Consider the following 18,964-nt stretch of genomic DNA (forward strand, 5'->3'; position numbering starts at 1 on the left):
CGGGCCTGATATTGAGCTAATCTAGTCTGTGCTCCCTTCCCCATCGCTCTGCACAACATACGGCTCAAAGGTCACCACTTCCTCACCGAGCCAGTCGTTCAGCTCCGTCAGGCGCTGCTGCAGCGGCTTGATCTCGTTCGCGTTAAACACCGCCGCCGCCTTCGCCGCATCGCCAAAGCCGCCGGTATTGTTCGGGATGATGCCCATCAGCTGGGGCGGCACGCGGTGCGCGGCAAGCACGTCGTCGCGCGTCACGTTCTTGATGTTGAAGAACTCGTCGCGCGCGGCCACCTCGCTGATGGGGATGACCTGCAGGCCGTCCTTCTTGCCGTTGGGCGCATACATGAACAGGTTGCGGAAGTTGCCCGGGCCCTTGCTGTCCTTCAGCGCCTGGCGCAGCGCCGTCACATCATTCTCGCTCTGGGCCGGGTCGGTCATGTAGAGGATGAAGCCGGCGTGGCTGCCATTCTGGTAGTACTTGCGCCGGAACAGCGTGGCGCTCTCGTTCAGCCAGGCACTGTTGAGTGCGGCCATGTAGCCGGGCACACCGTAGATCTCCTGGTTCAGGTCGGGCTCGAACAGGTGGAACACGGAGCGGCGCGCGAAGGTGTGTTCCTGGCCGTCGCCGGGCACGAAGTAGTACTGGTCCAGGTCGGTGCCGCGCCGCGTGTACTTGGCCAGCGTCGGCTGCAGCTCCATGGCCGTGTGCAGGCGGTTGTCGCGCCGCTCCAGGTAGGCATTGCCGAAGGTCAAGAAGTCCAGCACCCAGCGGCCGAAGGCGGCGCGGCTGAGCAGGCGATGGGGCTTGAAGGTGCTCACCAACACATTGCGCTTAACTTGCATCGCGCTCGCGTGGTGGACGGCTGCGTGATACGAGCGAGCCAGGCCGTCGAGGCTCAAGGGCGGCTCGTACCACTTGCCCTGGACGGGGCATTCGAGCAGGTCCAGGATCTGGCGCTTGTCCATGACCGGCACCGGGTCACCGAAGGTGAAGGCCTCGACGCTCGGTCCCGGGACCTGCTGCACGAGCTGGCCCTGCGGGGCGGGAGCGGCCGTGCGCGGGCCGCGATTCTTTCGGGTCATCCGTAGATCTCCATGAAACCAGTGTTTGCCGCGGTCCTGCCCTCCAGCGGCTCATTTGCCATCGCGTGCATGCACGCCCAGGCCAGGTCGGCGTGGCTCAGCTCTTCAGAGCGCCCCGCCGCGAAAGTCACCTGACGGCCGCTGGCCGTCGTGGTCTTTTTGATCGCCATGAACGCGGCGGCCACATCGGTCCAGCCGGCGTCGAACTCCAGGCGCCCATTGCGGATCACGTCCAGCGCCTTCAGCACGAGGCGCATCTTTGCCTCGACCGAGTACTGCACGCCGACGGCATCGGGCCGGAACTGCTTGACCAGCTGGTAGACGCCGGCGCCCAGGCCTGTGGTGTCCAGCTCGATGTAGGTCACCCGGTAGCGGTCGCAGACCTTCCTGATTTCCTCGGCCTGCTTGGCGAAATCCATGCCCTTGAACTGCAGCCGCTCGAGTATGCGGAACTTGCCGCCGGGCACCAGCGGCGGAGCCAGCACCACGAGGGCCGCACTGTCGCCGGTGCTGCTGGGGTCATAGCCGACCCACACCTCGCGATAGCCGAAGGGGCGGATCAGGAAGGGCTTGAAGTCGGTCCACAGCTCCCAGCTGTCCACCATGCAGGCCTGCATGAGGTGGAAGCCGAACACCGAGGCGCCATCGTCGATGAACTGGCAGTAGAAGAGCTGCTGCAGCTCCTCGGGCGAGTATTCGAGGCGCAGCTGGTCCAGGTCGAACAGGTCGCAGCCGCCGCGCAGCGCGTCCTCGATCGTCACGATCTGGCGCCACTGGCCATCCTCGCAGTGGCGGCCGGCCTGCAGGGCCGCATGGCTGATGTCGAGGCGGATGTGATCCTTCTTGGGCCGCCCACGGTTGAACAGCTCACCGCTCCAGAAGGGATAGGCCTCATGGCTCAGCGCTGACGGCGTGCTGAAGTAGGTCTGGCGCCAGCGCATCTGCGAGGCCATGCCCGACGCCACCTTGCGCAGCTCCTGGTACTTCGGAATCCAGAAGTACTCGTCGAGGTACAGATTGCCGTGGTAGCTCTGAGCGGTGCGGCTGTTGGTGCCCAGGAAGATCAGCTCGGCCGCGTTGGGCAGGATGATCTTCTCGCCGCGCAGCTCCACGTCAGCCGTGCTCTTGGCGAAGTCCTGGATATAGCTCTTGAACTGGTGGGCCTGGGCCTTCGACGCCGACAGGAAGATCTGATTGCGTCCGGTCTGCAAGGCGTCGACCAGGGCCTCGCGGGCGAAGTAGAAGGTCGCCCCGATTTGTCGCGACTTGAGCAGGTTGCGGATGCGCTCGACCAGGCCGGCGCGGTACCAGTGCTTCTGGTACCCGAACAGGCCGTCCATGAAGGCGTCGACCAGGCGCTGCTGCTGCTCCTCGCTGATCGCATTGCGCTCCGGCGGCTTCTTGGGCCCGGCGTTGCGGTTCGCGATCTTGGGGTTCAGGTCGACCTCGCGGCCCGTCTCCTGGTACTTGCCGACGCGCGCCATGCGCTCGACCTGGCGGCCCAGCAGGTCGATCTCCTTGAAGTCCTTCCCCTCCTTGTTCTCCTTGAGCAGCAGCTGCTGCAGGCGCGTCTCGATGGTGCTGGCAATGCGCTCGGTCGGGTCGGACTCGTCCCATTGGTCGCGGCGCTTCCAGCTGTGGATCGTGGCCGGCTTGAGATCCAGCTCTTCGGCAATGCGCGCGATGCGCCAGCCCTGCCAGTACAGGGCGCGGGCCCGGCGTCGCGGGTCGAGTTCAGAGGGAGAGGGGACCGAATTCATCGGCGCGATGGTGCGGACCAACCCTCGCCCGCGTCTGCACGCGCCTGTTGTGGAGCCGGCGCCCACAACGGCACGCGGTTGCCCTGCACCGCAGCGCGCCGCGACTATCCGCCGAGTCCCAGTACCACCACGCGAAAGCCCATCACCGAGACGCAAAGGCACCCATGGCAGGAAAGAGCAAATTTTTCGTCGTCGCCACCGAAGGCGGCACCACCGACGGCCGCACCATCTCTCGCGGCTGGATCGAGCAGATGGCCCGCACCTACAGCCCGAAGACCTACGGCGCGCGGGTGAACATGGAGCACTACCGCGGCATCCTCCCTGACGGCCCCTTCAAGGCCTACGGCGACGTGCTGGCTGTGAAGACCCAGGAGAACGACGGCGGCAAGCTGCAGCTGCTGGCGCAGATCGACCCGACCGCCGACCTGATCGAGCTGAACAAGAAGCGTCAGAAGGTCTACACCAGCATCGAGATCAACCCGAACTTCGCCGAGTCCGGCGAGGCCTACCTGGTCGGCATCGCGGTCACCGACAGCCCCGCGAGCCTGGGCACCGAGATGCTGCAGTTCGCCTCGAAGGCCCAGGTCAATCCCTTCGAGGCTCGCAAGGCCGACAAGGGCAACGTCATCACCGAGGCCCTCGCCTTCTCGCTGGAGCTGGAAGAGCCCGAGGCCAAGCCCACCGACAACGGCACCTCCCTGCTGTCCAAGGTCCGCGAGCTGCTGTCCGGCAAGGCCAAGGGCGACGAGCAGCGCGCCGGCGACCAGAACGCTGCGATCGAGGCTTTGGCCACCGCCCAGCGTGACCACATGGACGCCACGAAGGCGGCGATCACCAAGCTGACCGAAGCCGTCGAGCAGCTGTCTAAGGATCGCAAGGCCGACAGCAGCGAGCTGACCAAGCTCACCGAGCAGCTGAGCAAGGCCCCGAATGGCCAACCGCCCCGCCCGCCGGCCGCCGGCGGCAATGGCCAGGGCCTGACCGACTGCTGAACCCAACGCACCACCACACCAAGAGGAACCCCGCCTAAATGCAGAACTCCACCCGCATCGCGCTGGCCGCCTACGTCAGCCAGCTCGCCACCCTGAACGGTGTCTCTGAGGCTGCTGTCGGCTCGAAGTTCACCGTCACGCCCAGCGTGCAGCAGAAGCTCGAAAGCCGCATCCAGGAATCGAGTGCCTTCCTGAAGTCGATCAACATCGTCCCTGTCGACGAGCAGGCTGGCGAGACGCTGGGCCTGATGGTCACCGGCCCGGTCGCCGGCACGCAGGACACCGACGCCGGCGAACGCCAGCCTCGCGACATCAGCGGCCTCGACTCGAAGGGCTATCGCTGCGAGCAGATCAACTACGACACGTTCATCAAGTACCAGAAGCTGGACGCCTGGGCCAAGTTCCCGGACTTCCAGGCACGCCTGCGCGACCTGATCATTCAGCGCATCGCCCTGGATCGCATGATGATCGGCTTCAACGGCACGAGCCGCGCCGCCACCAGCAACCGCGCGGCCAACCCGCTGCTGCAGGACGTGGCCAAGGGCTGGCTGCAGAAGATCCGCGAGCAGGCCCCCGAGCGTCACCTGAAGGAAATCGCCCCCGGCTCCAACAAGGTCAAGATCGGTGCCACCGGCGACTACAAGACGCTGGACGCGCTGGTCTATGACGCGGTGAATGACCTGATCGACCCGTGGTATCGCGAGGACACCCAGCTCGTGGCCCTCACCGGCCGCCAGCTGATGGCCGACAAGTACTTCCCGCTGGTCAACACCATCCAGGCGCCGACCGAGCAGATCGCCGCGAACGATCTGATCACGTCGCAGAAGCGCGTCGGCAACCTGCCGGCCGTGCAGGTGCCCTTCTTCCCGCCCAAGGCCATCCTGGTGACCAAGCTCAGCAACCTGAGCGTGTACTACCAGAACGGCACCCAGCGCCGCAGCGTGATCGACAACCCGCGCCGCGACCGCATCGAGACCTTCCAGTCTTCGAACGACGACTTCGTGATGGAAGACATGGGCTGCTGCGCCTTCATCGAAAACATCGAACTGGTGTGACGATGACGCCCGCACGACGCCACTTCCTGAGGGTGACCTCGGAGCGTGCCGCCACGGCGGCCGCCGCCGAGGTGCCGATGACGCACGCCGAGGCCACGGCGCAAGAGCTGATGCTGGCCAAGCTCGCCGAGGACCGGCGCCGCCTGAAGCAGGTCCAGTCCATAGAGCGCAAGGCCGAGGTCAAGCGCGAGGTGCTGGCCGACTACGTGCCCTACGTGGACGGTGTCCTCGCGGCCAACACCGGCCGTCCTGACGACGTGCTGATGACGGTCATGGTCTGGCGGATCGACGCGGGCGACTCCAAGGGCGCGCTCGAGATCGCCGCCTACGCGATCGAACATGAGCTGCCCCTGCCCGACCAGTACCAGCGCACCACGGCCACGCTGATCGCCGAGGAGTTCAGCGACGCGGCCAAGCGCGCTCGCGACGGCGGCGCCACCAGCGACGTGAGCGTGCTGCGCCAGGTCGAGCTGCTGACGGCCAAGGCCGACATGCCCGACGAGGTCCGCGCCAAGCTCTGCAAGGAGCTGGGCCTGGGCCTGGCCGGCGTGGACCGCCAGACGGCCCTCGACTACCTGCGCCGCGCCATGCAGCTGCACGACAAGGTCGGCGTCAAGAAGGACATCGAGCGCCTCGAGCGAGAGGCCAAGCACGCGGCGGCCACTTCCTCCAAGGAGTGACCGCCCCCCGGGCGTACCCCGCAGCTGAGGCAGGGGGCGGAGACAGGACCGCAAGGCCCGCATCAATGCCCCCTCCACCTCTTACGGAGCAACGAATTTGACAGGGCTCATTGCCATTGAAACCCCCGTGGGCAGCGGCGCCGACCCGCTGCCGCCCGAGCTGGGCCAGCTCGGGAGCCTGCCCTTCTGGCCGGTCATCGACATGGCAGATCTGCGGGCTGCGGCCCGGCTGGACTCGACCGTCTCACCTGCGCGCCTGGTGCATGCCGCCCAGATGGCCGTGCTGTGGGTGAACCGTGAGCTGTCCGCCTGGCGGCAGCAGCAGCTGGCCCAGGGCATCGAGCGCCTGGCCGACGTGCCCGGTGACCTGGTCGGCGGCGACACCGAGCGCGTGCTGCTGTACCGCCGTGCCGTCTATGCCGAAACCGAGGCCAATGCCCGCGAGCGCTACCGCAGTCTGGACACCACGGGCAAGGGCCAGTCCGCCGCCGAGCGTGAGGAGCAGCCCATCGACGATCTGCGACGCGATGCCCGCTGGGCCATCCGGGACTTCCTCGGTCAGGCCCGCTCCACGGTCGAGCTCATCTGATGCGTGTCGTTCATGCCCAGCAGCAGGACTCGATCGACTCGATCGCCTGGCGCTACTACGAGCGCAGCTCCGGTGTGGTCGAGGCCATCGTCAAGGCCAACCCCGAGCTGGTCGCCTTCGGCGCCTTCCTGCCCCAGGGCACGCCCGTGAAGCTCCCCGACCTTCCTTCCTCTTCGATCAAACCAACCGTCCAACTCTGGAATTGACCCATGGCTGAACCCGTATCGAGCAGCACCGCGACGGCAACCCTTGCCGGCGTGGCCCTGCTCTCCGTCCTGCCCGGCGTCGATGCCGCGCGCGTGCTCGGCGCCTTCGCTGGCGCCGTCGTCTTCGTGCTGGCCTCGCAAGACCTGGGCCTGCTGCGCAAGGCGGCCTTCTTCCTGGTGGCCTTCATCGGTGGCCTGCTCGGCGCCGAGCTGGCCGCCGGCCTGGTGAGCAGCATCTTGCCCAGCCGCCTCGAGGTCAGCTCGGGCGTGGGCGCTCTGCTGGCGGCGGCCCTCGTGGTGAAGCTGCTGCTGGGCCTCATCGACAAGCTGACCGTCGGCGCGCTCACCGGTCTGCTGCGCATTGGAGGCCGCCGTGAACCTGATTGACGTCCTCGCCATCATGGACGCGCTGCTGTGCGGGCTGATCGCGGCGCGCCTGCTGATGTTCAACCGCGCCGGCGCCACCCACCGCCCGCTGGTGTCCCTGCTCGCCTACTTCGTGATCGTCGCCGCGGGCGCCGTGCCCGTGCTGACGCTGTTCGGCGCAGCGCCCTGCCCCGGCTGGCACCGGGTGCTGCCGGACGCTGTGCTGTGCCTGGCCGTGTTCGCGGTGCGCGGCAACCTGATGGAGCTGTTCCGCTCCACCTCGGGCGACGGCCGCGTCGCCGACTTCCTGCGCCGCGGAGGTAGCTCCCAATGCTGAAGCTCCACGACATCGGCCAGGCCGTCACGGGGCTGCAGCGCCTGCTCGGCGTGCCTGCGACCGCCGTCTACGACGAAGCGACCCAGCTGGCCGTCTCGGACGCACAGCGCCGCTTCGGCCTGGTGGTCGACGGCATCGCCGGCCCCAAGACGATGGAAGCGCTGACGCGTGGCAGCCGGCCTGCCCGCCTGCTGGGGGACGCAGACCTGAAGGCCGCGGCCGAGGCGCTGGGCGTGCCCATCGCCGCCGTGCGCGCCGTCAACCAAGTGGAGAGCCGCGGCAGTGGCTACCTCGCCGATGGCCGCCCGGTCATCCTCTTCGAGCGCCATGTCTTCTTCCGCGAGCTGGAGAAGGCCGGCGTCGATGCCCAGGCCATCGCCAGCAAGTACCCGACCCTGTGCGCGCAAGAGCGCGGCGGCTACTCGGGCGGCTCCGCCGAATGGACCCGGATGGAGCTGGCGGCCAGTGTCTCGTACCACCGCGAGGCCGCGCTGCGCTCTGCGAGCTGGGGCCTGTTCCAGATCATGGGCTATCACGCATCGGCGCTCGACTACGCGAGCGCCCAGGACTTCGCAGCCGACATGGCGCTGAGCGAAGGCCAGCAACTGCAGGCCTTCGTCCGCTTCATCAAGGCCGACAGCGCGCTGCACAAGGCGCTGAAGGCCCTCAAGTGGGCTGAGTTCGCCCGCATCTACAACGGTCCCGCCTACCGGGACAACGCCTACGACCTGATGCTGGCTCGCGCCTTCGAACGCTTCAAGGCCGCCGACCCCTCCGACACCAAGACCCAAGCATGAGCAAACTGACCCCCTTCCTCGTCACCATCGCCGCCCTGGCCTTCGCCGGCCTCCTGCACATCAACGCAGGTCAGCGCCACGAGCTGGATCTGCAGGCCCTGAAGCTGAGCTCGAGCCAGAACGAAGTCACGGCAGCCATGGGCGAGGCCCGGGCTGCCAAGGAAGAGAACCAGCAGCTGCGCACGCAGCTCACCGACGTGGTGGCCAAGGCCACGACGAACGACCGCGCCCAGGCCCAGCTGCGCGCGGACCTGCAGCGCGTCGAGTCCAAGCTCGGCGCGCGCTTCTCCCTGATCGAAGGACGCCTCAATGACTCGCCGGAATCCCGTGCTTGGGCTGATACCAGCCTGCCTCTTCCTGTTGCTCGGCTGCGCCAGCGCCCCGAACTCTTCGGCGCCGAAGCCTATCGACGTTGGCTGTCCCCGGGTGGTGCAGTGCCGGCTGCCGCCGAGCCAGCCATCGACCAACGTGGAACTGCTGACTGAAACCGAACGCCTGGAGCAGGCCTGGCACGACTGCGCGGCGCAGGTCGACATGATCAAGCGCTGCCAGGACCGGGCCGATCAGGACGCCAAGAGCATCAAGCCCTCATGACCGATATCTACGACCGGGCCCAGGCCCTCGAAGCCCGGCAGCGCGAAGAAGCCCTGGCACGCTTTTCCGCCATGCAGCCCGCCGCCGGCGCGCAGAGCCTCTCGCACTGCGTGGACTGCGGCGAAGACATCCCGCTGGCCCGCCAGCGCGCCGTGCGCGGCTGCAAGCGCTGCGTAACCTGCCAACAGCTCGCCGAGCATGTACAAGCCCGATAGCCTGCGCAAGGCCCTCACCGCGGCCTCGCCAGCGCTGCGCCAGAACCCTGATCGCTTGCGCGTCTTCATCGACGAAGGGGCGATCAACTGCGCCGGCGGCACCTCCTTGTCCTTCGAGTACGCCTACACGCTCGATGTGCTGGTGACCGACTATGCCGGGCACCCGGACACGCTGATCGTGCCCATCCTGGCCTGGCTGCGCCGCCACCAGCCTGACCTGCTGCTGAACCCCGACCGCATGCGCGACGGCTTCACCTTCGAAGCCGATCTGCTCAACAACCAAACCGCGGACATCAGCATCAAGATCAAGCTGACCGAGCGGGTGCGGGTGAGCACCTCGCCGGATGGCAAGACGCGCAAGGCCGAGCACCTGCCCGAGCCCGTGACAGATCCTCTGGACTTCGTCGAGCACTGGACCCTCTACGTCCTCGGCGAGAAGGTTGCCGAGTGGGACCACCGGCCCGAGGACGTGCTGTGAGGGAGCCGCTCGAGCAGATCGCTTCGCAGCTCGACGCCCTGGTCCAGCAGCTCGGTGCGGCGCAGCGCCGGGCCCTGGCGCGCGAGCTGGCCAGGGTGCTGCGAGCGAGCCAGCAGAAGCGCATTGCCGCCCAGCTCAACCCGGACGGCACGCCGTTTGAACGTCGCAAGCCGCAGCTGCGCGCCAAGGTCGGCCGCGTGCGCCGAACCATGTTCAGCAAGCTGCGCACGGCGCGCTACCTCAAGACCGAAGCCACGCCGGACGAGGCCGTCGTCGCATTCACCGGCATGGTCGCGCGCATTGCCGGCGTCCACCAGCTGGGTCTGCGCGACAAGGTCGACCGGCTGCGCCGCATCGAGGTGCAGTACCCCGCCCGTCAGCTGCTGGGCTTCAGCGCCGATGACGCGCGGACCGTCGAGGACCTCGTGCTCGAGCACCTGGCTCGGTAGCGCGCCTTTCGACCTGCACGGCCTTGTTGTGACGCCAGGCGCCACAACGGCCACGCCAACCGCCCCGCGCCGTTGCTGGGCATCCTCGCTCCCCATGGACCTGCCCGCCGACTTGTCGCGTCGTCTCGAAAGCCTGATCCGCCCCGGCACCATCGCCGAGGTGGATCACGACGTCGCGCGCGTGAGGGTAGCCAGCGGCGGGCTCAAGACCGACTGGCTGCCCTGGATGGAGCTGCGCGCCGGAGAGACGGTGACCTGGGAGCCGCCGACCGTCGGCGAGCAATGCCTGGTCCTCTCGCCCAGCGGGGATCCGGCCCTGGGCGTGGTGCTGCGTGGCTTCTACTCCGACCGAGTGCCAGCCCCCAGCCGCGACCCGGCGGAGCACTGCAAGGCCTTCCCCGACGGGGCAGTCATTCACTACAACCACCAGACTGGCCAGCTCGAGGTGCGAGGCATCCAGTCCGCGCGCCTGCAGGCGGCCGTCGAGGTGCTGGTCGCGTGCCCGAGCGTGACGATCAACGCAGCCGACAGCGTCGTCGTGAACTGCCCGCGCGTCACCTTCAACAGCGAGAGCACCACCTTCACCGGCGACGTCGAGGTGAAGGGCCGCATGCACTCTCACGGCGTAGTGCTGCACGAGCACGTCCACGTGAAGGTGTCGAAGGGTCTCGACAACTCGGGAGGCCCGAAATGATGAATGCCGCCACCGGCCGGAGCATGGATGAGCTTGACCACATCCGCCAATCCGTCACCGACATCCTCTTCACACCGCTGGGCTCTCGGCTCATGCGCCGCGAGTACGGCTCGCTGCTGCCTGACCTGATCGACGCACCTCTCAACGCCGCCACGCGGCTGCGCCTGATCAGCGCCACCTACAGCGCCCTGCTGCGATGGGAACCGCGCATCCGCCCTCGCCGGGTTCAGCTCGTCGCCGGCGTAGCAGCTCCCCACGTGCTCACTCTGGAGCTGACCGCCGTGCGCACCACCGGCGTCATGGCCGGCGAGTCCATCCGCCTCATCATCGAAAGCCCCCGCGCATGATCGACCTCGCCTCGCTGCCGGCGCCTGCCGTCGTGCAGACGCTCACCTTTGAAGCGGTGCTCGCAGACCTGCGGGCCGACCTCGTCAGGCTGCACCCGCCCGCCGAGGCCGTGCTCGCGCTGGAGAGCGAGCCGCTGAACAAGCTGCTCGAGGTCGCCGCCTACCGCGAGCTGCTCTTTCGTGAGCGCGTGAACCAGGCCGCCCTGAGCAACCTGGTCGCCTTCGCCCAGGGCAGCGACCTGGACCACAAGGGCGCCTTCATCGGCCTGGCCCGCCTGCCTGGCGAACCCGATGACCGCTACCGCGTCCGCATCCTGCTGCGCATCGCCGCGATGGCGGGCAATGGCACGGCCGAGCAGTACCGCGAGCTGGCCATGCGGACCTCGCTCAACGTGCGCGCCGCCGCCGCCAGGTCGCCGGTACCGGGATCGGTCGGCATCGTCCTGTGGCTGGTGGACCAGAGCCAGGCCGCCGCCACCCAGGCCGCCGTGACGGCCGCGCTCAACGCTGAGAACGCGCGCCCGCTGGGCGTGCCGGTCACCGTCAGCATCGCGCAGCCCAAGGTCATCGACGTGCGCGCACGCATGTGGCGTGAGGCCGGCGCACCGACTGACCTGGTCGCTCAGGTCGCGGCCAAGCTGGCAGCCGCCTTTGCCAGCTATGCGGCCCTGGGCCGCAGCATGCCGCGCTCCTGGCTCACGGCACGACTCCATGTCGCCGGCATTGCCCGCGTCGAGTACTTGGGCGCCGACGCGCCGCCGGAGAACACCGAGCTGCAGGAGCACGAGTACCCGGTGCTGGGCGTTTGTGAGCTGCTGGACCAGGGCCTGGCATGACGACAGCCGACCGCCTGCTGCCACCCCAGGCTACGCCGCTCGAGCGCGCGGCTGTGCAGATCGCCCCGAACTGGGAAGACCTGGCCAGCGCCGGCGCCAACTTGGAAGCCAAACGCCCGCCCGAGTTTGCCCCCTGGCTGGCCGCGGAATGGGCCTTGGCGCCCTTCTCGGATCTGTTCCCCACCACCGAGGCCCTGATTGAGGCGGGGCTGCCCTGGCTCTTCGAGCGCGGCTCGGCGGCCAGCGTGCGCCGCGTGCTGGGCTGGCTTGGCTTCGAGGCCGATGTGCAGATCGAGGAAGACGAGGCCTATCTGCACATCGACCTGGGCCGCATCGCCACGCCCGAGGAGATCAAGCGCCTGGCCTTGGCCGTGCGAGCCAGCCTGCCGGCGCACATGCACTTCTACCGGGTCTTCTTCGCCTACGACCTGCGCCCGATCCGCCTGGACCATGGTCCGGCCCTCGACGGTGGGCTGCTCGAGGACGACTCGGGGGTGTGGGTCGGCGACGTGAAGGCGAGCTTTGCCGATTACCGCGGCGGCCTGGTCGAGGCGCCCAGCACCGAAGCTCTGGGCCAGTCGGCGACCGCGCGCCGCACCGCGCTGCTGAGCTACGACGATCGCATGCTGTTGGACGCCTGGCGTCTGGACTCGCATGTGCTGGTCGACAGCTACGGCGGCCTGCAGGAGCTCTTCACGGGCACATGCGATGCACCGCGGCCTGGTGCTCCCGAACGCCTAAACGGCATCGCGCAGATCGGCTCTGCGGCATGGGATGCACCGCAGCCCGTGGCCGGGGCCGTCGAGACACGCTCCACGGGCCTCCCTGTGCCCGTCCTTCCCCCGCGCGCCTGGCTCGGCCCCTGGGCCGGGCCGTGGCGCCAAACCATCGAACTCAACCGCACCGAGGAAACCTGACCCATGGCCGTTCTTCAAGATTCTGGTCGCATCGTCCTGGCTCGCGCTGTTGCCGCGCAGGCCATCCACCTAGCCTGGGGCCGGGGATCGCCAGCCTGGGACGCGGCGCCTCAGCCCGAGCCCACCAACGCCACAGCGCTGGTCGACGAGATCGGCCGGCGTGCCGTCACCCAGCTGGGCTATGTGTTGCCCGACGAGAACGGCGAGATCGAGCTGCCTTCTGGTGCCCGCTACACCGCCGTGGCTGGCCCCACGCGCTGGCTCTATGTCCGATTCACCTTCAACTTCAGCGACGCCGCCGGCGAAGCCATCCGCGAGCTGGCCATCTTCGTGGGCACGCAGGCGGCAGCCGGCGTACCCGCTGGCCAGCGCTACCTGACGCCGGCCGAGGTGGCCAACCACGGTGACCTCTATGCGCTGGAGCGCCTGCCCAAGTTCACGCGCAACGGCGACGTGCGCCAGGTCTTCGACTACGTCCTGCCCTTCTGAGCCACTCATGCCGAACCAGATCTACGACCGATTCGACCCGTCGCTCAACTATGAGCGCCACCTCTTCCGCGCCGACAAGGTTCTGCAGAGCGCAGAGCTGATTGAGATCCAGCGCTCGATCCAGCACCGCGTGAAGGGCATCGCAGACGTTCTGTTCAAGGACGGCGACGTCGTCCGCGATGCCCGCATCGTAGTCAACGCCGAGACCGGCGACACCTTGTGCGAGGCCGGCGCCATCTACCTGGCCGGAGCCGTGCGCGGCGTGCCGCCCGCGAACTTCGTGATCCCCGTCGTGGGTCTGGTCACGGTCGGCGTGTACCTCCGTGAGTCCATCATCACCGAGCTGCAGGACCCCAGCCTCGTCAGTCCGGCGGTGGGCACCCGCGGCTACTTGGAGCCCGGCGCCGCGCGCCTGCAGATCCTGCCGGAATGGGGCGTCGCCGGCGGCGCTGGCGCCTTCTACCCGGTCTACACCGTCGAGGATGGCCATGTGCGGGCCAAGGAGCCCCCGCCGCAACTCGACGCCGTGACGCAGGCCCTGGCCCGCTACGACCGCGATTCCGCCGGCGGCAGCTATGTGGTGCAGGGCCTCTCGGTCGCCCTGGCTGCAGACCTGCCCGATGGCCGCCAGGTCTACACCGTGGCCGAGGGCCGAGCCCGCGTCTCCGGCTACGGCGTGGAGCTGACCACCAGCCGCCGCCTGGTCTACGACGCCCAGCCGGATCTGCAGTTCATCGACAGTGAGCCGCACGCCAGCACGACGGCCGCAGCGCAGCGCATCAACCTGGACCGGTCCCCGCTCTCTTCCATCGAGAGCGTGAAGATCACGGCCGAGCGCACGGTCAACATCAATCACGGCGGCTTCGCCGGCGCCCTGGATCCACTGCCGGACAACTCGGTGCTGGTCATCAAGGAAGTCAAGCAAGGCGGCACCATCTACGTGAAGGACGTCGATTGGAAGCTCACGGCCGGGCAGGTCGACTGGAGCCCTGCCGGCGCGGAGCCGGCCCCCGGCAGCACCTACTCGGTCCGGTATGAGTACATCGCCACCGTGGAGCCCACGGCCGTGGACGCAACGGGATGCACGGTCACCGGCGCCGTGCCGGGCTCGCTGATCCTGGTCAGCTATCACCAGATGCTGCCGCGCGTCGACCGGCTGTGTCTGGACGCCGAGGGCGGCATCATCTGGCTGCGTGGCGTCGCGTCCGCCTGGCGGCCCACCGCGCCTGCCGTGCCGGCCGGCCTGCTGCCCATCGCCAGCGTCGCACAGACCTGGACCAGCGCGCGCAGCGTCACCAACAACGGCGTGCGCGTGGTGCCGATGAATGAGCTGGCCGCCATCACGTCGCGCATCGACCTGCTGACCGAGCTGATGGCGCAGCAGCGTCTGGAGTCCGACGCAGGCCTGCGCGAGGCAGGCACGAAGAAGGGCCTCTTCGTCGACCCCTTCACCGGCGACAGCATGCGTGACCAGGGCCTGGCCCAGACGGCCGCTATCGTCGACGGCGAGCTCACCCTGCCCATCGTCTCGGCCGACGTGCTGACTCCAACCGCTGCCCTTGCGGCCCCGGCCACCCTGCCGCTGGCGCTGCAGGCCTCGCTGGGCCAGGCGCTGCGCACCGGCAACATGCCGGTGAACCCCTACCGGGCCTTCGACCTACTGCCCGCCAGCGTCCTGCTGAAGCCGGCTGTGGACCAGTGGACGAACGTGCAGACGAACTGGCTGTCGCCCATCACGCAGCTGGTCAGCGCGGGCGCATCGACCAGCACCGACCAGCTGGTGAGCGTCAGCCAGCGTGCCGTCGAGAACCTGCGCCAGATCGTGGTGCACTTCGAGGCCCGCGGCTTCGGCGCCGGCGAGAACGTCTCGGCGCTCACCTTCGACGGCATCGACGTGAGCGGGCCGCCGCTGGTGGCGAACGGCCAGGGCCTGGTGGCGGGCCAGTTCACCATCCCGGCGGGCATCCGCGCCGGCGCCAAGCGCTTCAGCATCGAGGGCCAGGGCGGTACCCGCGGCGAGGCCACCTTCACGGGCAGCGGCCTGCTGCGCATCGAGACGCGCCAGATCGTCACCACGGTGGCCAGCCGTCCCATCGACCCGCTCGCTCAGACCTTCACGCCGGCGGACTTCATGCAGCTGGCGGCCGTCGACCTGTGGTTCACCGCCAAGGGCACCAGCCGGGTGCTGGTGCAGATCCGCGAGGTGCAGCTGGGCGTGCCCACGCGCACGGTGCTGGGCGAAACCCAGCTCGATCCCGCCGGCATTCAGCTGGCAGGAGCGTCCACCCGCGTGACGTTCTCGCGCCCTGTCTCGCTGGAAGCCGGCACCGAGTACGCCCTGGTGGTGCTGTGCGATGACGCCACCACGGCCCTGGCCCTGGCCGAGCTGGGTAAGTTCGACGCCACGGCCCAGGCCTTCTACACGCAGCAGGGCTTCAACGTGGGCGTGCTGCTCAGCTCGGCCAACGCCAGCACCTGGACGCCGCACCAGGACAAGGACCTGACCTTCCGCCTGCACGCGGCACGGTGCACCAGCCTGCAGCGCCTGGTCGACCTGGGCCAGTGCGAGGTGGAAGGCGCCACCGACCTGCTGCTGCTGTCGCTGATCGAGGCGCCCACGGCCGCCGCACGCGTCGACTACACCCTGGCCCTGCCGGATGGCTCGCACGTCACCGTGGCCGATGGCCAACCCCTGCGCCTGGCCGCGCCCATCACGGGCCAGGTCGGCATCACCGCCCGCCTGGTCGGCGCCGAGCGTGTGACGCCCGTCCTGCACCCGGGCCTGCAGCTGGTCGCTGCCACCGTCAGCAACGTGGGCGACTACATCAGCCGTGCGGTCAACGCGGGCAACAACTCGCGCGTCCGCATCATCTTCGACGCCCTGCTGCCCGGCGGCTCGGCCGTCGTCGCCGACGTGGCCAGCGCGGCCGCCGATGCCTCGCTGCCGGCCTCGTGGTCCAACGCGGTCAACGTGAAGGCGACGCCCATCGGCGACGGCTGGATGGAGATGCAGCACGAGCTGGCCAACATCAGCGCTGCGGCCGTCCGCCTGCGCCTGCATCTGAGCGGCAACACGGCAGCTCGGCCGCGCGTGCGCAACCTGCGCCTGATCGTGCTGTGAGGTGATCCATGGCTGACCTGATCTTCGACGACATCACGCCTCACCTCAGTCTGCCGCTGCCCCATCCGTCCAACGACCTGGGCATCGACGCTCTGCGCCTGCGCGACGCGCTGAGCGCCATCGACAGCAAGGTCGCTGCGCTGGACACGCTGCTGCAATCCAACGATGTGGACCTGGACCAGTGGCAGGAGCTGGTCAACGCGATCAAGTCCAACGCCAGCGACGCCGTGGCCCTGCTGGCCACCAAGGCGGGCCGCGACGAGCTGGCCGCCGTGGTGGCCGACAAGGCGAGCCGTGCCGAGCTGGGCGCCGTCAACACCACGCTGACGAACGGCCTGGCCGGCGTGGCGCGCAGCACGGCCCGGGCATCCCTCATCGGCATCACCTACGACGCCCAGGGGCGCCCCCAGCGCGTCGACGAGACCGTGGCGGGCCTCCCTCGGCAGACCACGCTCACCTACAACAGCGACGGGACCGTGGCCACCGTCGTGAGCACCTTCGCGGGAGTCACCCGCACCGAGACCTACAGCTACGCCGGCGGCCGAGTGACCGGCATGAATGCAACCGAGATCTGACATGAGTGGCTTCGATCCCCTTACCCATGCCGCGGCCCGCGAGGCCCGGCCCCCGGCCGGCGCGCTGATGCCCGCGCTGCAGGTCGATCCGTCCATCCTGCCCCCCGGCTGGTGCCAGCTCGATGGCTCGCTGGTGTCGCGCGAGGTCTATCCGGACGCAGCCAAGATCGTGGGCGACGTCCGCTTCTTCAACAGCGCGCCGATCGAGGCGACCACGGACCTGACCATGCGCGCGGGCGTGCAGAGCGTCTCACAGATGAAGTACCTGGCCTTCGGCAGCACCTTCATCGCAGCCGGTCTCAGCTTCGCAACGGGCGTCACGGACATCACGTCCTATCGGCTGTGGCGTTCGGCGGACGCTGGTGCGACCTGGCAGGCCATCGACCTGCCGGCGCTGCCCTCCGCGGCCAATCAGTGGCGCGCCGAGTCGCTGGAATGGTTCGGTGCCGGACGAGTCCTGCTGGTGCTGATGAGCACCACCGCAGCGAATCGCTATTCCGTCGCAGTGACCTTCTCCAACGACTCCGGCCAGACCTGGAGTGCACCCAAGGAACTGCTCGGGGTGGCATCCGGCTACCTGACCCTGGACTCAGTGTCCGCCGACGCCGAGATGGTGGCAGGCGGGTCGGGCTACTACTACGTCGGCATCCAGAACAACCAGGCCTCCCCTGCCTCCGCAGTCCTGTACGCGCTGAACCCGACGAACAACACGGTCAGCTCGCTGGCTATCCCCTCCGATGGTGCCTCGGCCCAGCGCTGCAGGGTGCTCGGTGGGCGCGTGGTCGGAGCCGGTGTGAGCGAGGTCCACTACGCCATATTCGGCAGCGGCGCCTGGGGGCTCAGCAAGATCAACTTCAACGGGGCGGCCTTCAGCGGGGGCGGTGCGTCTTCGCTGGCGCTCACCCCCATCGGCTCCATCTATGGCATGCGCCAGTTCCTGACCAAGGGCGGCGACGGCAGCTACTACTGGGTCTTCAGCGCCGCCGCAGTCATGAAGATGCCGGCCAACTGGGCTGGCGTGCCCCTGCAGGTCCATACCGGCCACGACAACACGGGCTGGCGCTTGCTGACCAACACGCTGGCCAACGCGACCACGGGCCAGCGCTACGACTGCAACACGGGCGTGTCCAGCGTGATTGGCGGCATGAATGCGGGACGCGGCAAGGTGGGGACTCTGCACGGGGTGACGGATCGCGCCTGGTCCGAGGCCGTGGTCATCGACAAGACGCCGTCCAATGACCGGCACTTCATGCACGTGGTCGGTGTGAGCGGCTCCTTCGCGGTACGGACCACGCGAGCGGCCGACAACTTCGTGGGCGGCCTCTCGGACTCGCCGGACAACGCCAGGTTCCTGCCCTACCCCTCGGGGACCTGCAACTGGCATGACCCGGCGACGGGCCAGATCAAGTCCGTGGACCTGGTGGCTGGCCCGCCCAGCAAGCTGCGGGTGCGCACCTATGCCCCGGCCAACGACTACGCCACCTATGCCCACCTCCCCTATCTCCCGGGCCTGATGGCTCGCCTGCGCTGAGGACCTTCTCCATGACCAATCTCTTCGAGCTGGGAGCCTGCGGCTACTGGACCGGCCGCACTCGACAGCAGCCTGATGACTCCGTCGTGCCCTCGGGCTGGACGGCCCGCCAGCCGCCCGCGAAGATCCCGGCGGGCCAGTACGCTGTCCTCACGCTCGCCGGCTGGCGCCTCACCAATGTGGCGCCGCCAGCCTACGTGGCGCCCGCCCAGACCTTCCGCCCCGAGCTGGCCATCACGCAGATCACGGCCGACGCCGAGCACCAGGTGCACACCGTCGTCCATGGCATGGCGGAGGTGACGTGCCCGGCCGGCACCGAGCTGACTTTCATCGCAGAGCTGCGCGGTCCGGACGGCCAGGTGCTGCCGCTCACCGACCGCTTCCGCATGCCGGTCCGGTCCCGCGACGGCCGCGAGCGCGTCGTGCTGGCCGATATGGCCGACGGCATCGTCACCATCCGCGTGCCACTGCGCGAGTCGGGCGTCTGGTCGACCACCGAGGCCGATGTGAACTCCGCGCTGCCCAACGGCATCCGAATGCAGTTCGCCGGCGTGACGGTCTTCGCAGTGGAGGCGTGATGAAGGCTCGCATCGTCTTCTGGCTGCTGCAGGTGCTCATCGCGCTGGACCAGCTCGCCAACGCCCTGCTCTTCTTCGGCTGGGCCGACGAGACCATCAGCGCACGCAGCTGGCGCCAGCGTGAGAAGTGGCAGTGGCGCGTGGCGCGCTGCGCCATCGACTGGCTGTTTGCGTTGCTCGGCGACAGCAACCACTGCGAGGGTGCCTACCAATCCGAGCAGCAGCGCAGCCAGCTGCCTGGCGAGTTGCGCTGAGCAGTTTCCCTATGAACCGGC

General features: G+C 68.5%; 24 protein-coding genes. 22 read left to right on the forward strand and 2 right to left on the reverse strand.

The features are described 5' to 3' along the window. Positions 1–21: 21 nt before the first annotated feature. Positions 22–1,083, reverse strand: coding sequence for a phage portal protein (locus tag ABDJ40_RS14625; protein WP_347610897.1), 1,062 nt, complete (start codon positions 1,081–1,083; stop codon positions 22–24). Beyond that, entirely contained in the window at positions 1,080–2,843 is a 1,764-nt protein-coding gene (locus ABDJ40_RS14630) for a terminase ATPase subunit family protein (protein WP_347610899.1), read from the reverse strand. The genes ABDJ40_RS14625 and ABDJ40_RS14630 overlap by 4 nt, the downstream gene beginning before the upstream one ends. A 164-nt stretch (positions 2,844–3,007) precedes the next feature. Between ABDJ40_RS14630 and ABDJ40_RS14635 the strand changes: the two genes are divergently transcribed. The 22 genes from ABDJ40_RS14635 to ABDJ40_RS14740 all read left to right on the forward strand — a co-directional run bounded on the left by ABDJ40_RS14635 (position 3,008) and on the right by ABDJ40_RS14740 (position 18,943). Next, positions 3,008–3,835, forward strand: coding sequence for a GPO family capsid scaffolding protein (locus ABDJ40_RS14635; RefSeq protein WP_347610901.1), 828 nt, complete (start codon positions 3,008–3,010; stop codon positions 3,833–3,835). A 38-nt stretch (positions 3,836–3,873) separates the two neighbouring features. Beyond that, the gene (locus ABDJ40_RS14640) at positions 3,874–4,890 is read left to right on the forward strand and encodes a phage major capsid protein, P2 family (RefSeq protein WP_347610903.1); all 1,017 of its coding nucleotides are present in this window, start codon (positions 3,874–3,876) and stop codon (positions 4,888–4,890) included. 2 nt (positions 4,891–4,892) lie between these two features. Then, entirely contained in the window at positions 4,893–5,570 is a 678-nt protein-coding gene (locus tag ABDJ40_RS14645; RefSeq protein ID WP_347610905.1) for a phage terminase small subunit, read from the forward strand. Between the two features lie 97 nt (positions 5,571–5,667). Continuing rightward, a complete protein-coding gene (locus ABDJ40_RS14650; RefSeq protein WP_347610908.1) occupies positions 5,668–6,159 on the forward strand; it encodes a head completion/stabilization protein in 492 nt (163 codons plus the stop codon). Then, a complete protein-coding gene (locus tag ABDJ40_RS14655) occupies positions 6,159–6,365 on the forward strand; it encodes a tail protein X (protein WP_347610910.1) in 207 nt (68 codons plus the stop codon). The genes ABDJ40_RS14650 and ABDJ40_RS14655 overlap by 1 nt, the downstream gene beginning before the upstream one ends. A gap of 3 nt (positions 6,366–6,368) precedes the next feature. Beyond that, entirely contained in the window at positions 6,369–6,752 is a 384-nt protein-coding gene (locus ABDJ40_RS14660; RefSeq protein WP_347610912.1) for a putative holin, read from the forward strand. After that, complete coding sequence (locus ABDJ40_RS14665) at positions 6,739–7,068, forward strand: phage holin family protein (protein ID WP_347610914.1); 330 nt, start codon at positions 6,739–6,741, stop codon at positions 7,066–7,068. Before ABDJ40_RS14660 ends, ABDJ40_RS14665 begins: the two co-directional genes overlap by 14 nt. Beyond that, on the forward strand, positions 7,062–7,865 hold the full coding sequence (locus ABDJ40_RS14670) for an N-acetylmuramidase domain-containing protein (RefSeq protein WP_347610916.1): 804 nt from the start codon (positions 7,062–7,064) through the stop codon (positions 7,863–7,865). The genes ABDJ40_RS14665 and ABDJ40_RS14670 overlap by 7 nt, the downstream gene beginning before the upstream one ends. Before the next feature lie 309 nt (positions 7,866–8,174). After that, positions 8,175–8,459: an Rz1-like lysis system protein LysC gene (gene lysC, locus ABDJ40_RS14675; protein ID WP_347610918.1), complete on the forward strand. Its 285-nt coding sequence runs from the start codon at positions 8,175–8,177 to the stop codon at positions 8,457–8,459. After that, entirely contained in the window at positions 8,456–8,674 is a 219-nt protein-coding gene (locus ABDJ40_RS14680; RefSeq protein ID WP_347610920.1) for a TraR/DksA C4-type zinc finger protein, read from the forward strand. The genes lysC and ABDJ40_RS14680 overlap by 4 nt, the downstream gene beginning before the upstream one ends. Beyond that, a complete protein-coding gene (locus tag ABDJ40_RS14685) occupies positions 8,658–9,152 on the forward strand; it encodes a phage tail protein (protein WP_347610922.1) in 495 nt (164 codons plus the stop codon). The genes ABDJ40_RS14680 and ABDJ40_RS14685 overlap by 17 nt, the downstream gene beginning before the upstream one ends. Next, positions 9,149–9,601, forward strand: coding sequence for a phage virion morphogenesis protein (locus ABDJ40_RS14690; protein WP_347610924.1), 453 nt, complete (start codon positions 9,149–9,151; stop codon positions 9,599–9,601). Before ABDJ40_RS14685 ends, ABDJ40_RS14690 begins: the two co-directional genes overlap by 4 nt. 94 nt (positions 9,602–9,695) lie before the next feature. Further along, on the forward strand, positions 9,696–10,295 hold the full coding sequence (locus ABDJ40_RS14695) for a phage baseplate assembly protein V (RefSeq protein WP_347610926.1): 600 nt from the start codon (positions 9,696–9,698) through the stop codon (positions 10,293–10,295). 23 nt (positions 10,296–10,318) lie between these two features. Then, on the forward strand, positions 10,319–10,642 hold the full coding sequence (locus ABDJ40_RS14700) for a GPW/gp25 family protein (RefSeq protein WP_347610928.1): 324 nt from the start codon (positions 10,319–10,321) through the stop codon (positions 10,640–10,642). Next, entirely contained in the window at positions 10,639–11,478 is an 840-nt protein-coding gene (locus ABDJ40_RS14705; RefSeq protein WP_347610930.1) for a baseplate J/gp47 family protein, read from the forward strand. Before ABDJ40_RS14700 ends, ABDJ40_RS14705 begins: the two co-directional genes overlap by 4 nt. Next, the gene (locus tag ABDJ40_RS14710; protein ID WP_347610932.1) at positions 11,475–12,395 is read left to right on the forward strand and encodes a phage tail protein; all 921 of its coding nucleotides are present in this window, start codon (positions 11,475–11,477) and stop codon (positions 12,393–12,395) included. The genes ABDJ40_RS14705 and ABDJ40_RS14710 overlap by 4 nt, the downstream gene beginning before the upstream one ends. 3 nt (positions 12,396–12,398) lie before the next feature. After that, complete coding sequence (locus ABDJ40_RS14715) at positions 12,399–12,884, forward strand: hypothetical protein (RefSeq protein ID WP_347610934.1); 486 nt, start codon at positions 12,399–12,401, stop codon at positions 12,882–12,884. Positions 12,885–12,891: 7 nt separating this feature from the next. Beyond that, positions 12,892–16,005, forward strand: coding sequence for a DUF4815 domain-containing protein (locus tag ABDJ40_RS14720; protein ID WP_347610936.1), 3,114 nt, complete (start codon positions 12,892–12,894; stop codon positions 16,003–16,005). Between the two features lie 8 nt (positions 16,006–16,013). Then, on the forward strand, positions 16,014–16,580 hold the full coding sequence (locus ABDJ40_RS14725) for a hypothetical protein (RefSeq protein WP_347610939.1): 567 nt from the start codon (positions 16,014–16,016) through the stop codon (positions 16,578–16,580). 1 nt (position 16,581) lies between these two features. Further along, on the forward strand, positions 16,582–18,111 hold the full coding sequence (locus ABDJ40_RS14730) for a sialidase family protein (protein WP_347610941.1): 1,530 nt from the start codon (positions 16,582–16,584) through the stop codon (positions 18,109–18,111). Positions 18,112–18,122: 11 nt separating this feature from the next. Next, complete coding sequence (locus ABDJ40_RS14735) at positions 18,123–18,689, forward strand: hypothetical protein (RefSeq protein WP_347610944.1); 567 nt, start codon at positions 18,123–18,125, stop codon at positions 18,687–18,689. Then, positions 18,689–18,943 (forward strand): hypothetical protein, encoded by a 255-nt coding sequence (locus ABDJ40_RS14740; protein ID WP_347610946.1) that lies wholly within the window; start codon positions 18,689–18,691, stop codon positions 18,941–18,943. The genes ABDJ40_RS14735 and ABDJ40_RS14740 overlap by 1 nt, the downstream gene beginning before the upstream one ends. Positions 18,944–18,964 lie beyond the last annotated feature (21 nt).

This window comes from Roseateles flavus (assembly GCF_039872765.1).
GTDB classification, from domain to species: domain Bacteria; phylum Pseudomonadota; class Gammaproteobacteria; order Burkholderiales; family Burkholderiaceae_C; genus Roseateles_B; species Roseateles_B flavus.

What these genes read in the sequence shown, in the direction of transcription:
- ABDJ40_RS14705 (WP_347610930.1), top strand. Translation starts at nt 10,639, where the DNA reads ATGATCGACCTCGCCTCGCTGCCGGCGCCTGCCGTCGTGCAGACGCTC.
- ABDJ40_RS14670 (WP_347610916.1), top strand. Translation starts at nt 7,062, where the DNA reads ATGCTGAAGCTCCACGACATCGGCCAGGCCGTCACGGGGCTGCAGCGC.
- ABDJ40_RS14660 (WP_347610912.1), top strand. Translation starts at nt 6,369, where the DNA reads ATGGCTGAACCCGTATCGAGCAGCACCGCGACGGCAACCCTTGCCGGC.
- ABDJ40_RS14740 (WP_347610946.1), top strand. Translation starts at nt 18,689, where the DNA reads ATGAAGGCTCGCATCGTCTTCTGGCTGCTGCAGGTGCTCATCGCGCTG.
- ABDJ40_RS14630 (WP_347610899.1), bottom strand. Translation starts at nt 2,843, where the DNA reads ATGAATTCGGTCCCCTCTCCCTCTGAACTCGACCCGCGACGCCGGGCC.
- ABDJ40_RS14645 (WP_347610905.1), top strand. Translation starts at nt 4,893, where the DNA reads ATGACGCCCGCACGACGCCACTTCCTGAGGGTGACCTCGGAGCGTGCC.
- ABDJ40_RS14735 (WP_347610944.1), top strand. Translation starts at nt 18,123, where the DNA reads ATGACCAATCTCTTCGAGCTGGGAGCCTGCGGCTACTGGACCGGCCGC.
- ABDJ40_RS14685 (WP_347610922.1), top strand. Translation starts at nt 8,658, where the DNA reads ATGTACAAGCCCGATAGCCTGCGCAAGGCCCTCACCGCGGCCTCGCCA.
- ABDJ40_RS14700 (WP_347610928.1), top strand. Translation starts at nt 10,319, where the DNA reads ATGGATGAGCTTGACCACATCCGCCAATCCGTCACCGACATCCTCTTC.
- ABDJ40_RS14640 (WP_347610903.1), top strand. Translation starts at nt 3,874, where the DNA reads ATGCAGAACTCCACCCGCATCGCGCTGGCCGCCTACGTCAGCCAGCTC.
- ABDJ40_RS14730 (WP_347610941.1), top strand. Translation starts at nt 16,582, where the DNA reads ATGAGTGGCTTCGATCCCCTTACCCATGCCGCGGCCCGCGAGGCCCGG.
- ABDJ40_RS14655 (WP_347610910.1), top strand. Translation starts at nt 6,159, where the DNA reads ATGCGTGTCGTTCATGCCCAGCAGCAGGACTCGATCGACTCGATCGCC.
- lysC (WP_347610918.1), top strand. Translation starts at nt 8,175, where the DNA reads ATGACTCGCCGGAATCCCGTGCTTGGGCTGATACCAGCCTGCCTCTTC.
- ABDJ40_RS14625 (WP_347610897.1), bottom strand. Translation starts at nt 1,083, where the DNA reads ATGACCCGAAAGAATCGCGGCCCGCGCACGGCCGCTCCCGCCCCGCAG.
- ABDJ40_RS14680 (WP_347610920.1), top strand. Translation starts at nt 8,456, where the DNA reads ATGACCGATATCTACGACCGGGCCCAGGCCCTCGAAGCCCGGCAGCGC.
- ABDJ40_RS14710 (WP_347610932.1), top strand. Translation starts at nt 11,475, where the DNA reads ATGACGACAGCCGACCGCCTGCTGCCACCCCAGGCTACGCCGCTCGAG.
- ABDJ40_RS14725 (WP_347610939.1), top strand. Translation starts at nt 16,014, where the DNA reads ATGGCTGACCTGATCTTCGACGACATCACGCCTCACCTCAGTCTGCCG.
- ABDJ40_RS14635 (WP_347610901.1), top strand. Translation starts at nt 3,008, where the DNA reads ATGGCAGGAAAGAGCAAATTTTTCGTCGTCGCCACCGAAGGCGGCACC.
- ABDJ40_RS14715 (WP_347610934.1), top strand. Translation starts at nt 12,399, where the DNA reads ATGGCCGTTCTTCAAGATTCTGGTCGCATCGTCCTGGCTCGCGCTGTT.
- ABDJ40_RS14720 (WP_347610936.1), top strand. Translation starts at nt 12,892, where the DNA reads ATGCCGAACCAGATCTACGACCGATTCGACCCGTCGCTCAACTATGAG.
- ABDJ40_RS14695 (WP_347610926.1), top strand. Translation starts at nt 9,696, where the DNA reads ATGGACCTGCCCGCCGACTTGTCGCGTCGTCTCGAAAGCCTGATCCGC.